The sequence below is a fragment of the Bradyrhizobium sp. TM239 genome, from assembly GCF_036247985.1.
GTDB lineage: Bacteria > Pseudomonadota > Alphaproteobacteria > Rhizobiales > Xanthobacteraceae > Bradyrhizobium > Bradyrhizobium ottawaense.
The window spans coordinates 160,093-174,949 of the sequence record NZ_BTIR01000007.1 but is presented as its reverse complement, the minus strand read 5'-3'; the positions used below and the strand labels follow the sequence as shown (position 1 = coordinate 174,949).

Sequence of the window (14,857 nt, the reverse complement as noted above, 5' to 3'; positions counted from 1 at the left end):
CGGACATCGCCAGTCTCGACTGCCAGTCTGGGCTGGATCTGCTGAAGGCCGATGGACGTCCCGTGATGCAGGAACTTGGTAGAGGTAGAAGGCATACCGACAGATATAGCCCAATTCGCGCCTGACAAGTGCGGAGAGAATTAAGGCTTAATCCGTAGGGGCAGTTGAAGCTGATTCCCACAAAGAGGCCCAGCCGGCCATCTGGCTAGCTGGGCCTCTTTGCTGATCATCCTTAATAGATAACTGTCTCACAGCCCTATTCCGATGAAATCGGAACGGGGCTCTGGAGTCTCGCTTTGACGCGTATTCTTGACGCGAACCGGTATCCACTTCGCTCGAAAACGCTCTAGGGCCCTCAGGCAGCGGTCTTTTCCGCCTCGTCGTCCTTGTAGAGGTCCTCGCGCGAGACCTTCTTCTCGGTCACGTTGGCGAGCTCGAGGATGAAGTCGACGACCTTGTCCTCATAGATCGGTGCACGGAGCTGGGCCAGCGCCTGGGCATTGCTACGGTAATAGTCCCAGACCTCCTTCTCGCGGCCGGGCATCGAGCGGGCGCGCTCGATCACGGCGCGGCCGACCTCGTCGTCGGTCACGGTGATCTTGTTCTTCTCGCCGATCTCGGAGAGCACGAGACCGAGCCGCACGCGGCGGTCGGCGATCTTGCGGTACTCCTCCTTGGCGGCGTCCTCAGTGGTGTCCTCGTCGGCAAAGGTCTTGCCGGCGGAGTCCATCTCGGCCTTGACCGAGTTCCACATCAGATTGAACTCCTCGTCGACCAGCGAGGGCGGCGCCTCGAAGCGATGGGCTTCGTCGAGGCGGTCGAGCAGCGCGCGCTTGACGCGCTGGCGCGTCGCGCCGGCGAACTCGACGTTCAGACGCTCGCGCGCGGCCTCCTTGAGCTTGTCGAGCGATTCCAGGCCAAGCGTCTTGGCGAACTCGTCGTCGATCGCGACGTCCTGCGGCGCCTCGATCGAGGTCGCGGTGGTCTCGAACTCGGCGGGCTGGCCGGCGAGCTTGTCGTTCATGTAGTTCTTCGGGAAAGACACCTTCAGCGTGCGGGTCTCGCCCGCGCCGATGCCGATCAGTTGCTCCTCGAAGCCGGGAATGAAGGTGTTGGAGCCGATCACGACCTGGATGCCTTCGCCGGTGCCGCCCTCGAAGACTTCGCCGTTGATGCTGCCCTTGAAGTTGATGGTGACGCGGTCGCCGGATTCGGCCTTGGCGCCCTCGGCCTTCGCGGCATAGCCGCGGTTGGTATCGGCGATGCGCTTGATCGCCTCGTCGACGTCGGAATCGGTGACGTCGGCCACAGGCTTCTCGACCTGGAAGGTCTTGAAGTCGGCGAGCGCGATCGCCGGCACCACCTCGATCGCGACCGTGTAGGTCAGATCGGTCTTGCCGCTCAGGAGCTCCTCGACCTCGGCCTGCTCGCTCGGCATGGTGATCTTCGGCTCGGTGGCGAGACGGAAGCCGCGCTCGGAGAACAGCTGCGTGTTGGTGTCGCGGATGGTCTGGTCGATGGTCTCGGCCATCACCGAGCGGCCATAGACCTTCTTCAGGTGCGTGACCGGCACCTTGCCGGGGCGGAAGCCGTTGATGCGGACCTTGTCCTTGAGGTCAACGAGCTTGGCACCAGCCTTGGCGTCGAGATCAGACGCGGGAACGCTGATCTTGAACTCGTGCTTCAAACCTTCCGAGAGGGTTTCTGTGACCTGCATGGCGTCCAATCTTCTTCTCGTTCGGTCCCGGCACGCATGCGTCGGGACGCTGTCATTAATCGATCCGGCGCGAGGCGAACGCCTCAACGCCGGTGCTTTATCGAACCGGCTCCCGGCGGACAAACATCCGCGCGAAAGCAGGTCACGTAATCCGTGCAAACGCGATAAGCGCTTGGTGCGGGCGGAGGGACTCGAACCCCCACAACTTTCGTCACTGGAACCTAAATCCAGCGCGTCTACCAGTTCCGCCACGCCCGCGTGAATTTGCATCAAGACCGGCCGCGATGCCGCGGGCGGCCGGGCTTATAGCATGTGCCTGACTGTTCGCAGCAAAAAAATGGCCCGATGGAGGCAGGCTTTACGTAGGCACGACGGCTGGACTTATCCAGCGCGGCGTGGTCCGGATCGGCCCATGAAACCGCGGATTCTCGCCCCTCATCGGCGCCAGGTTTTGGCAGGGCTTGGCGCCTCTCTTGGAGCCTCTCTTGGGGCCTCGGCGGCCGGGCTGGTCGCCAGCGGTGCCGCGCCGGCCCTGACCGCCCAGCTTTCCCTTCAGGCAAGACCGCAAACCCTGGCTCTCAGGCCGGGTCAGCCACCTACACCAATCTGGGAGCTGGCCGCCGTAAGCCATCTCGGGAACGTCCGTCTCAAGCGAGGCGACCGCTGCGAGGTGGTGTTTCGCAACGACCTGCCTGTCCCGCTTGCCCCAGCCTGGTACGGCCTCAATGGCCCGGCCGCCGCCGACCCGCTGCGCGGGCGCGCGCCCGCTCCGCCGGGCACGACCGAAACCTCAATGATTTCAGTACCAAGCGCGGGAACCCTGCTGGCGGACTTCCGCCTCTTCGAGGACGTCCTCACGCAGCCCGCGCGCCCGCTTCCGGTCATCGCGCAGGAGGCAAACGCTGGCGCCGTCGATCGCGACGAGGTCCTGCTGATCGAGGAGTGGCGGCTGCGGCCGGACGGCACCGCACTCCCCCCGGGACGTGCCCCAAAGGACGCGACGCCGCTCTATACGCTTAACGGACAGACTTCATTTGAACTCTCAGCTGCAGCTGGTGAGCGTTTGCGGCTGCGCTTCATCAACGGCTCCCAACGCACTGTTCTGGCGATCAAATTGGAAAACCACGACGTCCGGGTGATGGCCCTGGACGGACAACCGGCCGAACCGTTCCCGGCGCGCAATGGCGCTCTGGTCCTGGCCCCGGGCGGGCGTGCCGATGCCATTGTGGATGCGGCCAGCTCGGCCCCGATTCTGCTCCATGACGGCAAGGAGGCGCACCAGATCGGCTCGCTTGCGGTTTCCGGCAGACTTGAGCGCCGCGCGCCGCTGTTGCCGCCGCAGCCGCTGCCTTCCAACGACCTGCCCGACAAGCTCGATCTCAGAGGCGCCCTGCGGTTCGATGTCGCGCTCGGCGCAGCCGAGGCTGGATGGGCACGGTGTGCCGACTTCTCCAGATCCTCCGCCCCGGCCCTCCGCGCCAAGGCGGGCCGCACCGTCGTGCTCGCCCTCAAGAACACAGGCCCGGTGACGACCGTCTTCCACCTCCACGGCCACCACTTCCGCCTGCTCGACAAGCTCGACGACGGCTGGAAGCCGTACTGGCTCGACACGCTCGCCATCGAGCCCGGCCAGACCCAGCGCATCGCCTTCGCGGCGACCTCCCCCGGTCAATGGCTGATCGAATCCGTCGCCACCGACTGGGCCGCGCCGCGGCTGGTGCGATGGTATGGGGTGGAGTGAGGTTCATGCACGGCGGATGCCGTGGGTCGGAAGTTCAGCCGCAGTGCAGGTTGGGCGCTCGCCGCGCCCAACCTGCAACGCACCGCATCAATTCTTCGGTTTGGATTTCGGGCCATCCTGACTGAATTGGATACCCACACCGCCGCCGAAGTTCGCGTAATTCCTCGAGCCGTGATCGTCCTGGTTGGAATATCGTCCATCGCCTCCGACCTTTGCGAACACCCGGACATGCTCGCTCACCGGGAGCAACACCTTGACTTCAGCGCTGGGAAGCGCGTCCTGACGCCGCGGCAGCCCCTGTGGGGTCCGATCGGTCCATTCGCCGGCGATCACAGCACCGGTCACCTCGAGCGTCACCGGCCCCACATGCTCGGTGAGCGTCCCCTTGGCGACAAGGTTGACGCGGTTATTGAGGCCGGGACCAGCGCGGTATCCTGCTTCGGCGTGGACGGCGATGCCGCCGCCGTCCGGCAGCTTGTGCTTCGAGTCGACGGTCACCGCGACCTGCCCATAGCGATAGCCCGCGGGTAGGCCTTTTGCATCGTCCTCCTGCACGTGGAGAGCATTGCTTCCATAGAGCGTTCCCGCGACGCCGACCTGTACGGGACCGACCTGACGGGCGGCTTTCACGCTGCCCGAATATCCGATCGCCGACGCTCCAGCGAGCGTTGCCTCCCTGGCCTTGAATCCGGCAACCACGGACACGGTGTCATTGCCGCCCTTGTGCGCGACGCTCATGTTGACGCTTTGTGAAGCGACGATGCCCGGCTTGTGGTTCGCGGGCGTCAGGGCCTGCTCGGGATTCACGGGATGGGTGCCGGTTGCGAAATCAAGACCGCCGTCGAGGTGAAAGAACTCGGATGCCGAAACAGTCGCCGCGTCGCTGGCAGCAGACGGGGGAAGCGGGACCTCGGATGGAGCCGGGCACGCATGGACCACGCCGGCGCCAGCACCAATGCCGGCCGTCGGCGATTGCGCGGCAGGGTCTGCGGCCGGCGCTGACACGCCTGAACAATCACGACCTGCTATCGATGGCTGAACTGAGTCGATGGGCATATCCGCTGCCTTCCTTTGACGACAATGCCCGCTTCTACTAGTGCGGTTTTCAAGAGGCTGCTGTGCCGTAGCTTACAACCGGAGGTTTTTTGGACGACGAACGGCGCGGCCAGACACCAAGCGATACCCGATAGAGCCGCGCAGCTGTGCCGGTGTCGACGAGCACTAGTACTCCACCCCCAGCGCACCATAGATCCGCCGGTGCACGGCCGGCAGCGTCTCGGTCAGATCCTCCGCGATCAGGCCCGGCCCCGCCTCGCTTGCCGCCTCGCCATGCATCCAGACGCCGATGCTGGCCGCCTCGAACGCCGGCACGCCTTGCGCCAGCAGGCCGGCGATGATGCCGGAGAGCACGTCGCCGGCGCCCGCGGTGGCGAGCCAGGGCGGCGCATTGGCGGCGATGGTGGCGCGGCCGTCGGGGGCGGCGATGGTGGTGTCCGGGCCCTTCAGGAGCACCACCGCGCCGGAGCGTTCGGCGGCGTCGCGCACGCGCTCCAGCTTGGAGCGGCCCGGATGCTTGTTGCTGAGGTCCGAGAACAGGCGCGGAAACTCGCCCTCGTGCGGGGTCAGCACCACCGCGTTGTCTTGCGAGGACTTGATCGATTCGAACAGGCGCTCGGGGGTTGCGGCAAAGCTCGTCAGGGCATCGGCATCGAGCACCAGATGACGCTGCGCGCTCAGCGCGGTGTGAACGAGATCGCAGGTGCGCTCACCGATGCCCGCGCCGGGGCCGATGATGCAGGTGTTGTAGCGCTTGTCGCCGAGCAGCTCGCCGAACTCGACGACGGTGTCGACGGGGCGAACCATGACTGCCGTGAGCGCGGCCGCATTGATCGCGAGCGCATCGCGCGGGCTTGCCAGCGTCACCAGGCCCGCACCGGCCCGCAGCGCGCCGCGCGCGGCGAGCCGCGCAGCGCCGGTCGCCGCCGCATCGCCGGAAACCGCCAGCACATGCCCCCGCGCGTATTTGTGGCCGTCGATCCGCGGCACCGGAAAGGCGGCGCCCCAGAAATCCGGATCGTTCTCGAAGGTCTGCGGCGCAATCTCGTCCAGCACCTGCGGCTCGATGCCGATGTCGGCGACGCGGACGTGGCCGCAATGCATCCGGCCCGGCAGCAAGAGATGCGCCGGCTTCTTGCGGAAGAAGGTGACGGTCTCGGTGGCGTTCACCGCCGCGCCCATCACCGCCGCGCTGGTGCCGTTGATGCCGCTCGGCAGGTCGACCGCGAGCACCGGGGCGCCGTTGGCGTTGATCGCCTCGATCATCGCGCGCGCCTCGCCGTCGACGGGACGGCTGAGGCCTGCGCCGAACAGCGCATCGATGATCAGCGCGGGCCGTCCGATCGCCTGGGGGTTGAACGGGAGCACCGGGTGCTTCCAGCCGCGCGCGGCGGAGGCCGCGTCGCCCTGGAGCTGGTCGCGCTCGCACATCAGGATGACCGAGACCTCGCGCCCCTGCGCGGCGAGCTCGGCGGCTGCGACAAAACCGTCACCGCCGTTGTTGCCGGGACCGGCCACGATCAGGATCGGCCCCTCCTCCACCAGCGCCTGGGCGGCATCGGTGACCGCCTGGCCCGCGCTCAGCATCAGCTTGAAACCGGGCGTGCCGGCCGCGATGGTGAGCTGGTCGGCGCGCTGCATTTCAGCGGTGGTCAGAACTTCCATGCCACTTCCCTGGTCCAAACGCCTTTTCAACAGGCACGCGCCGTGCCGCCCCGCCCTGGGGAACATCGATCTGCACACTTATTGAACCGTTTGCCTATTTCGTAGTCTTCGCTATTTTGTGCAGGTCGGCACCACTACTCAGAGATGCTCGTTAAAAGGCTGATAACGCTCCAACAATCAGGACATGTGCAACTTGGCATAGACCCTGCTTTCGAGGAAGTCGCTTCGGTTTGTCGTGCTCACTGGCATTTATCAGGGTGTGGCCGGCCGTTGTTGCCGGACTGGTCAGGGTTTCAGGCATAGCGAAGACAAGATCGTGCGTTAAGAGAAGCGCATCCTGACGAAGACGTTGCTATTTGATCGAAGGCCGGGAGGCGCGCAGTGAAGAAAATCGAAGCCATCATCAAGCCATTCAAGCTCGACGAGGTGAAGGAAGCGCTTCAAGAGGTCGGCCTTCAGGGCATCACCGTCACCGAAGCCAAGGGTTTTGGCCGGCAGAAGGGGCACGCCGAGCTCTACCGCGGCGCCGAATACATCGTCGACTTCCTGCCCAAGGTGAAGATCGAGATCGTGATCGGCGACGATCTGGTCGAGCGCGCCATCGACGCGATCCGCCGCGCCGCGCAGACCGGGCGCATCGGCGACGGTAAGATTTTCGTCTCCAACATCGAAGAGGCGATCCGCATCCGAACCGGCGAATCCGGGCTGGACGCTATCTGAGCCGGGTGCTATCCCGAATCTTGCGACACTCCGACTAGAAAGAAGGCTGCTTCGGCGGCCTGATTTCGTTTGTGCGGTCGCGCAAAACTCGCCCGAGCGAGAATAATTTTGCTCATCTGGAAACCGACCCGCAGAGCCAAAAGGGGTATGCATGAAGACCGCCAAAGACGTCCTGAAATCGATCAAGGACAACGACGTCAAGTACGTCGACCTGCGCTTCACCGATCCGCGCGGCAAGTGGCAGCATGTGACGTTCGATGTCAGCATGATCGACGATGACATCTTCGCCGAAGGAACGATGTTCGACGGCTCCTCGATCGCCGGCTGGAAGGCGATCAACGAGTCCGACATGTGCCTGATGCCCGATCCGGTCACCGCGACGATCGACCCGTTCTTCGCCGAGACCACCATGGTCATCACCTGCGACGTGCTCGAGCCGACCACCGGCGAGCCCTACAACCGCGACCCCCGCGGCATCGCCAAGAAGGCCGAGGCCATGGTGAAGTCGATGGGCGTGGGCGACAGCGTGTTCGTCGGCCCCGAAGCCGAGTTCTTCGTGTTCGACGACGTGCGCTATTCGGCCGAGCCCTACAAGACCGGCTTCCGCCTCGACTCCTCGGAGCTGCCGACCAACTCCGACACCGAATATGAAGGCGGCAATCTCGGCCACCGCATCCGCACCAAGGGCGGCTACTTCCCGGTCCCGCCGCAGGACTCGGTGCAGGACATGCGCTCGGAAATGCTGGGCGCCATGGCCAAGATGGGCGTCAAGGTCGAGAAGCATCACCACGAGGTCGCCTCCGCCCAGCACGAGCTCGGCATGAAGTTCGACACGCTGACGCTGATGGCCGACCACATGCAGATCTACAAGTACTGCATCCACCAGGTCGCGCACATCTACGGCAAGACCGCCACCTTCATGCCGAAGCCGATCTTCGGCGACAACGGCTCGGGCATGCACGTGCACCAGTCGATCTGGAAGGACGGCAAGCCGGTGTTCGCCGGCAACAAATACGCCGACCTCTCGGAGACCTGCCTGCATTACATCGGCGGCATCATCAAGCACGCCAAGGCGATCAACGCCTTCACCAACCCCTCGACCAACTCCTACAAGCGTCTGGTCCCGGGCTATGAGGCCCCCGTGCTGCTCGCCTACTCCGCGCGCAACCGCTCGGCCTCCTGCCGCATCCCCTACACCGCTTCGCCGAAGGCCAAGCGCGTCGAGGTGCGCTTCCCCGATCCGATGGCCAATCCCTATCTCGGCTTCGCCGCGATGCTGATGGCCGGCCTCGACGGCATCAAGAACAAGATCGATCCGGGTCCGGCGATGGACAAGGACCTCTACGACCTGCCGAAGGAAGAGCTGAAGCAGATCCCGACCGTCTGCGGCAGCTTGCGCGAGGCGCTCGAAAACCTCGACAAGGACCGCGGCTTCCTCAAGGCCGGCGGCGTGTTCGACGACGACTTCATCGACGCTTACATCGAGCTGAAGATGACCGAAGTCGCCCGCTTCGAAATGACCCCGCACCCGGTCGAGTTCGAAATGTACTATTCGGGCTAAACGGCCCGGAAGGTATCCGATAAGCAAAAGGCGCTCCGCAAGGAGCGCCTTTTCGTTTGAATCGCAGGGTGTACGACCTGCCCGCTACCACGTCGCCGTAAAGGCCTTCTGCAGCTCTGCCGGCGCGGTCACCCCGCCCGCGATCAGCAACTGCGTGAGCACCCGCGCCTTCTGCGGATTGAGGTCCTCGGACACGACGAACCCGTTCTTGTCGTCGTCGACCTCGACGTTGCGCGTCACGAAGCCCGATCGAACCCGCGTCGAGCGAACCACGATGACGCCCTTCTTCGCCGCAGCTTCGAGCGCATCGAGCGCCGGCTTCGAGGTGTTGCCGTCGCCGACGCCGGCCAGCACGATGCCCTTGGCGCCGTGCGAGATGGCGTCCTCGATCGGAACGGCGTCCATGTTGGCGTGCGAGTACACGATCGCAACGCGCGGCAATTGCTCGCCGGCTGGAAGCTGATAGGTCGCGCGCTTGAGACCTTGAGCCTGCGCCATGAAGCGAATGCCGCCGGCGCTGTCGACATAGCCGACCGGCCCGTCATTGGCCGAACTGAACGTCTCGATGCTGGTGGTGTTGGTCTTGGTGACCGAGCGCGCGCCCTGAATCTTGTCGTTCAGCACCGCCAGCACGCCGCGGCCGCGGGACCGTGGGTCGGCCGCCACCTGCACCGCCTCGTAGAGATTGCCGGGGCCGTCGGCGCTGACGGCCGTCGCCGGCCGCATCGAGCCGACGATCACCACCGGCTTGTCGCCGCGCACCACGTTGTCGAGGAAGAACGCGGTCTCCTCCAGCGTATCGGTGCCGTGGGTGATGACGATTCCGTCGGCCTCGTTCTTGTCGAAGGCCTCCTGGATGCGGCGGGCCAGCGCAAACCAGACCTTGTCGTTCATGTCCTGGGATCCGATCGACGAGATCTGCTCGGCATTCAGCTTCGCGAGCTTGTCCAGCCCCGGCACCGATTGCATCAGCTGCTCGCCCGTGATCTGGCCGGATTTGTAGGCGCCGGTCGCACGCGCGTCGGCCTGGCCTGCGATGGTGCCGCCGGTCGCAAGAACGAGAATGCGCGGCAGGCCGGCAGCCATCGCGTCCTTGCCCGATTCCGCGGCCTGCGCCGCGGCGATCCCGCACGACCAAAGCGCGAGGGCGATCAGCGGAACGGCGAGGATCGATGGCCGATTTCGGCGCTGGATTGCGGGTCTGGCGGCATGCTTCGGCATCGAATTCTCCTCCCGTTTAAGTTGGGATCGATATTCGACACGCCCAATGGGGCCGAAGATGGGTCATCCCGATGCTTATGGCTGAGGATTGTCGCGCCGCGGCAGAAAATGGTCGAGCAAACCCGTCGGCAGGGGAAAGACCACGGTCGAAGACCGTTCGCCCGCGATGTCGTGCAGGGCCGCGAAGTAACGGAGCTGCATCGCCTGCGGCTCCTGCGCGAGAATCCGGCCGGCCTCGACGAGCTTTTCGGCGGCCTGCTGCTCGCCCATCGCGTTGATCACCTTGGCGCGCCGCAACCGTTCCGCCTCGGCCTGCTTGGCGATCGCGCGCACCATGGTTTCGTTGAGATCGATGTCCTTGATCTCGATCCCGGTGACCTTGATGCCCCAGACGTCGGTCTGCTTGTCGAGGATCTCCTGGATGTCGGCGTTCAACCTGTCGCGTTCGGCAAGCATCTCGTCGAGCTCGTGCTTGCCGAGCACCGAGCGCAACGTGGTCTGCGCGAGCTGGCTGGTGGCGGCCATGTAATCGCCGACCTTGATGATGGCCCGCTCGGGATCGACGATGCGGAAGTACAGAACGGCGTTGACCTTGACGGAGACGTTGTCCCGCGAAATCACGTCCTGGGGCGGGACGACCTGCACCATCACCCGCAGATCGACCTTTACCAATTGCTGCACGACCGGAACGAGGATGATAAGGCCCGGGCCCTTCACGCCGGTAAAGCGACCGAGCGTAAAGACGACGCCACGCTCGTATTCACGCAGGATTCGAATAGCCTGGGACAGGAACATGATGACAAGCAACGCGAGCGCCGCATAGGTCAGATATTCCAGCATCATGATGGATCTCCCTCGCCTGTTCGGGCAGGTGCGCGCCGTATCAGCAGCGTCAGGTCGACGACGCTGGCGACTTCGACCGTCTCTCCGGGCTTGAACGTTTCGGCGCCGCGCGCCTGCCAGCGCTCGCCATGGGCGAAGACATGGCCTTCGCTCCCACGCCAGTCGAGAACCTCGGCAGGCAAGCCCCGCATGGCCTGCGCGCCGACCCGTTCAGGAGCCCTGGCGGCACGCCGAAGCGAACCAAGCACGACGAGAGCAAAGCCGGTGAACACAGCCGCGGTGATGCCGATCACCCACCACGACAGGTGGTAGCCGGGCGCCTCGACCCTGAAGAGCATCAGCGCTCCCAGCACGAAGGCGATGATCCCGCCGAGACCGATCACCACCGTCGGATTGAAGGCTTCGACGGTGAGAAGCACTATGCCGACCAGCATCAGGGCGAGGCCGGCATAGTTGATCGGCAGCAAATTGAGCGCATAGAGGCCGATCAACAGGCAGATCGCGCCGACGACTCCCGGAGCGACGGCTCCGGGAGACATGAACTCGAAGATCAGGCCGTAGATGCCGACCATCAGGAGAATGAACGCCACATTCGGATCGGTGATGGCCGCCAGGAAGCGGGATATCCATCCGGGGTCGATGGCTTCGACGACCGCATCCTTCGTCGCGAGGCGTTGCGTCTTGCCGCCTGCAACCTCCACCACACGGCCATCGAGCTGCCTCAGCAATTCAGCCTGATCGCGCGCGACCAGATCGATGGCGTGGGCCTGCAGCGCGCCGTTGGCAGAGAGAGTGGCGGCCTCACGGACCGCTTTCTCCGCCCAGTCCACATTGCGGCCACGCAGCTCCGCAAGGCTGCGGATGAAAGCAACCGCATCATTGGTCACCTTTGCCGTCATCGCATCCTTGGGCTGGTCCTTGGTCTGATCCTTCTCGCTCTGCTGGTCACCGTCCTTCTTGTCCTTGCCGCCCTTGTCCGGTGTGCCGCCCGGCAGCCCCGGTAGCGGTCCGCCAATCTGCACCGGCGTTGCCGCACCGATATTGGTGCCCGGCGCCATCGCCGCGATGTGGGTCGCATAAAGGATATAGGTCCCCGCGCTCGCCGCGTGGGCGCCGGAGGGAGCGACGTAACCGACGACGGGGACGGGCGAGGCCAGCACATCCGCAATGATCTCGCGCATGCTGGTATTGAGGCCGCCGGGCGTGTTGATTCTCAGAAGCACGACCTCGGCGCGCCGTTCGCTTGCCTTGGCCAAGGCCTCCTTCACGAAACTGGCCGACGCAGGGCCGATGGCCCCGTCGATCGAAACAATCAGTGCAAGACGGCCGTTCTCCTCCGCTGAACTGGGAAGGAGGCAGCAGATCAAAGCCACGACGCCAATCGCCGCAACGAGGGCCGCCTTCATGGTCTGCACGGCAGGGCTCCCTTGCAGAGCATATGGTGTTCGTCTATCGAACCTCAATGCAGCCGTGCGCAGCTCTTGTGGTGATTGTGCGATGCAATGGAAATTGCCCCGCAGATCGATTGAGCACGCGGTGGTGGGCGGACCACGCCTTGCGCTGATCCCTGGGCTGGTCCGCCCACGCACTCTGCGCTGCTACGGCCGCGCGATCCGCACCCCATCCGCTCCGATCGGGCCGAACGTGCCGGCGATGATCTCCTGCGTCGGCTGCATGCCGCCTAGCGACCAGTGGGAAGGCTCCTGCTCCTCGATCCTGACCCAGACGTTGCGGCGGAAATCCGGGCTACCCTGCCCTTCGACCTCGACCAGGAGGTCGGTGACGCGTTCGAGCAGCGTCTTCTTCTGCGCGGCATCCAGAATGCCGCGGACGGTGGAAATGGTGACGTAAGGCATGTCTCTCTCCAATCATGTCGGTTGACGACGGCGGCAGATTGGACCGGGCGCTCTCCGCAAGGCAGTGGCGGATAAGACAGAGATCAGGCAATTTCCGCCACGCGCCCGCGTCCCGATCGGATAGGATCGCGGCATCAACCCCGGGGGGTCTCATGAAGCTCGCAATTCTGGCACTGGAAGGCTGCATGCATTCGGCGATCGCCGGCGTCGCCGACATCCTGTCGCTCGCCAATCACGTCATGCAGCAGAGCGGCGCAAAATCCCGCTTCAGCTGGCAGACGCTTTCGCTCGACGGCAAACCCGTGCGCGCCGGCGGCGGCCGGACGGTCGTGGTCGATGGCGGGATCGGGCAACGCGCTCGCTTCGACGCGATCCTCGTCCCCGGTAACCTCGTCGATCACGTCACGGCCGAGCGCCTGCAACCGCAATATGCCCGGGCCGGCGCCTGGCTCCGGCAGCAGCATGCGAACGGCCGGCTGATCGGCGCGTTCTGCAGCGGCGTGTTCCTGCTGGCCGGTGCCGGCCTGCTCGACAACCGCCGCGCCACCATCACCTGGTGGCTGCAGGGCGAACTGCGGCAGCGTCATCCCACCATCGACCTTGCCGCCGACGCCGTCATCACGGTTGCGGACCGCATCGTCTGCGCAGCCGGCCCGATGTCGTGGGTCGACCTGCTGCTCAGATTGATCGAGCTGGTCGAGGGCAAGGAGACCGCAAAACTGTGCGCGGACTACGTCGTCATCGATACCGCGCAGCGCACCCAGTCGATCTTCATGCCCGTCGGCTATCTGCTCTCGCAGGACCCGCTGCTGACCAGGGCCGACCTCCTGGTTCGCCGCACCGGCAAGGCTCCCATGACGGTCAGGCGGCTTGCCGGCGCGCTCGGCCTCAGCGAGCGCACGCTGAACCGGAAGTTTCAGGAGCTCACGCACGAGCCACCGCAGGCGTTCATCATGCGCCGCCGCGTCGAGCACGCGCGCACGCTGCTCGAGACGACGACGCAGCCGATCAAGGCGATCGCGCGCACGACCGGCTATGAGGACGAGAGCAGCTTTCGCAAGGCGTTCCGCAAGCTCACTTTGATGTCACCGCAGGCCTATCGCGCACGACGGATGGAGCGGACGATGTGAGACGCCTTCGAGCCGTCCGCTTTCGTTCCGCATCCGACTCCACTTCGTTCTCAAAGAACAAATCAGAGCCGCAAAAATCAGGGCGGACCAATTCCTACTGATTGGTTTATCCCGCCCGAAATTTGGAATGGACCTTGAGTGCATGGCGACAGTCCTCGTAGGGCAGATTAGCCGAAGGCGTAATCCGCCGACTGCTCGCGACGCTCACGCGCGTTCGCCAAAGTCACCGTCCGTGCTGCTATCTCCTGCCCAATCCTCAGGAAACAGGCCCGCCTCGACGTCTCGGTGAAATGACGAATGCGGCCAGTCCAACACGCGGGTCACATAACCATGCTTCACGGGATTGATGTAACAATACTCGACATGGCGTGCGTAATCGGTTTCGTCGCGGATGAGGTGCTCTCAGAATCGGTTCTGCCATATGCCACGCTCCCGTCCTGCGATCTGTACCGCGGTCAAAGGCTCCGTCTTTGGCTGCAACAGCCGCGCGCAACACTGCGATGTGCTCGACGAGCAGCCTCTGCTTCCGGTCGAGAAGATTGACCGTGAAGAACCAGCAACCACCCGGAACAAATGCACGTCGATAGTTTGGCATTGAACTGCCCAATCAAGACAAGATGGCGGATTACGCCTTCGGCTAATCCGCCCTACACACCAGCGCGCGTGGTTACTTGTCCGGAAAATTCACGCCGATCGCAATCACCGCCGGCGCCCATTTCACCAGCGCCGCGTTATCGGACGCCGCTTTCACGCCGTCGCCGGATAGCGACCTCGGCGCCCCGGTCTTGCCGCCGAAGCGGATCGTCACGGTGCAGCCGCCTTGCAGCGGCCGGCCGAGCGCCCCGCCCTTCCAGTCGGTGACGAAGCCGCCATAGTCCCATTCGAAGCCGCTGACGAGGAACGGCTTGCCGTTGGCCTTCTGCACGTCGGCAAGGCTGGATCCGATCGTGACGCCGGTAACGTTCCAGAGGCCGGTCTTGCCTGCGTCGCGCAAGGTCAGGCCGGAGGCGCGCCCGGCCTTGTCGTCGGTGAAGGCGACCTCGATGCGGCGGTCCCTCGCCTTCGGGAACAGCACGACGCCCTTGTAGCGTTCGCCCTCGGCGCCGGACAGCTCCTGCACCACGGCGTCCTTGCCGTAGCGCTGCTTCAGGCTCCGTTCGGTGTCGTCAGGTGCAACCGGCGCAGCGCAGCTGATCGGCCCCTCCTGCGGCGGCGCGCTTTGGGCGAATGCGGAGGACGCAAGCAGGAGAAGGCCCGTGACGGTGACGCTGCGTATCATCGCGAGGCAAATCCCATTTCAAGAACGAGCTGGCCCGCGCAACGGCGCAGCCGTCATCGCCGAGGGTG

At 64.7% G+C, this 14,857-nt stretch carries 12 protein-coding genes, 1 tRNA gene and 1 pseudogene; 4 read left to right on the top strand and 10 right to left on the bottom strand.

Annotated elements, in window-relative coordinates:
* Nucleotides 1-355 precede the first annotated feature (355 nt).
* Together tig and AABA84_RS13390 are read right to left on the bottom strand one after the other, a co-directional pair.
* Nucleotides 356-1,717, bottom strand: a complete 1,362-nt coding sequence (gene tig, locus AABA84_RS13395) for a trigger factor (protein ID WP_212250798.1) — start codon at nt 1,715-1,717, stop codon at nt 356-358.
* Between the two features lie 173 nt (nt 1,718-1,890).
* Nucleotides 1,891-1,975, bottom strand: a tRNA-Leu gene (locus tag AABA84_RS13390).
* A gap of 154 nt (nt 1,976-2,129) precedes the next feature.
* Between AABA84_RS13390 and AABA84_RS13385 the strand changes: the two genes are divergently transcribed.
* Nucleotides 2,130-3,458, top strand: coding sequence for a multicopper oxidase family protein (locus AABA84_RS13385; RefSeq protein WP_338312266.1), 1,329 nt, complete (start codon nt 2,130-2,132; stop codon nt 3,456-3,458).
* Nucleotides 3,459-3,545: 87 nt separating this feature from the next.
* Here AABA84_RS13385 and AABA84_RS13380 read toward each other — a convergent pair whose 3' ends face one another.
* Both AABA84_RS13380 and AABA84_RS13375 read right to left on the bottom strand, forming a co-directional pair.
* Nucleotides 3,546-4,514, bottom strand: a complete 969-nt coding sequence (locus AABA84_RS13380) for a hypothetical protein (protein WP_338312265.1) — start codon at nt 4,512-4,514, stop codon at nt 3,546-3,548.
* Nucleotides 4,515-4,679: 165 nt separating this feature from the next.
* A complete protein-coding gene (locus tag AABA84_RS13375; protein WP_338312264.1) occupies nt 4,680-6,179 on the bottom strand; it encodes an NAD(P)H-hydrate dehydratase in 1,500 nt (499 codons plus the stop codon).
* 381 nt (nt 6,180-6,560) lie between these two features.
* Here AABA84_RS13375 and AABA84_RS13370 point away from each other — a divergent pair, with 381 nt between their 5' ends.
* Together AABA84_RS13370 and glnA are read left to right on the top strand one after the other, a co-directional pair.
* Nucleotides 6,561-6,899: a P-II family nitrogen regulator gene (locus AABA84_RS13370; protein WP_007603495.1), complete on the top strand. Its 339-nt coding sequence runs from the start codon at nt 6,561-6,563 to the stop codon at nt 6,897-6,899.
* 151 nt (nt 6,900-7,050) lie between these two features.
* Nucleotides 7,051-8,460 carry a type I glutamate--ammonia ligase gene (gene glnA, locus AABA84_RS13365; protein ID WP_018320110.1) on the top strand — a complete coding sequence of 470 codons (1,410 nt, stop codon included), beginning with the start codon at nt 7,051-7,053 and terminating at the stop codon, nt 8,458-8,460.
* Between the two features lie 84 nt (nt 8,461-8,544).
* On the opposite strand, the gene AABA84_RS13360 is transcribed toward glnA, so the two are convergent.
* From AABA84_RS13360 to AABA84_RS13345, 4 genes are all read right to left on the bottom strand, one after another.
* Complete coding sequence (locus tag AABA84_RS13360; protein WP_338312263.1) at nt 8,545-9,681, bottom strand: type II asparaginase; 1,137 nt, start codon at nt 9,679-9,681, stop codon at nt 8,545-8,547.
* A 75-nt stretch (nt 9,682-9,756) separates the two neighbouring features.
* Entirely contained in the window at nt 9,757-10,524 is a 768-nt protein-coding gene (locus AABA84_RS13355; protein WP_212250791.1) for a slipin family protein, read from the bottom strand.
* On the bottom strand, nt 10,521-11,939 hold the full coding sequence (locus tag AABA84_RS13350) for an NfeD family protein (RefSeq protein WP_338312262.1): 1,419 nt from the start codon (nt 11,937-11,939) through the stop codon (nt 10,521-10,523). Before AABA84_RS13350 ends, AABA84_RS13355 begins: the two co-directional genes overlap by 4 nt.
* Before the next feature lie 183 nt (nt 11,940-12,122).
* On the bottom strand, nt 12,123-12,380 hold the full coding sequence (locus AABA84_RS13345; RefSeq protein ID WP_212250787.1) for a tautomerase family protein: 258 nt from the start codon (nt 12,378-12,380) through the stop codon (nt 12,123-12,125).
* 152 nt (nt 12,381-12,532) lie between these two features.
* On the opposite strand from AABA84_RS13345, the gene AABA84_RS13340 reads away from it, so the two are divergent.
* The gene (locus AABA84_RS13340) at nt 12,533-13,510 is read left to right on the top strand and encodes a GlxA family transcriptional regulator (protein WP_212250785.1); all 978 of its coding nucleotides are present in this window, start codon (nt 12,533-12,535) and stop codon (nt 13,508-13,510) included.
* 204 nt (nt 13,511-13,714) lie between these two features.
* Here AABA84_RS13340 and AABA84_RS13335 read toward each other — a convergent pair.
* Nucleotides 13,715-14,105, bottom strand: a pseudogene (locus tag AABA84_RS13335) (transposase).
* Nucleotides 14,106-14,177: 72 nt separating this feature from the next.
* On the bottom strand, nt 14,178-14,789 hold the full coding sequence (locus tag AABA84_RS13330; protein ID WP_338307914.1) for a hypothetical protein: 612 nt from the start codon (nt 14,787-14,789) through the stop codon (nt 14,178-14,180).
* Nucleotides 14,790-14,857 lie beyond the last annotated feature (68 nt).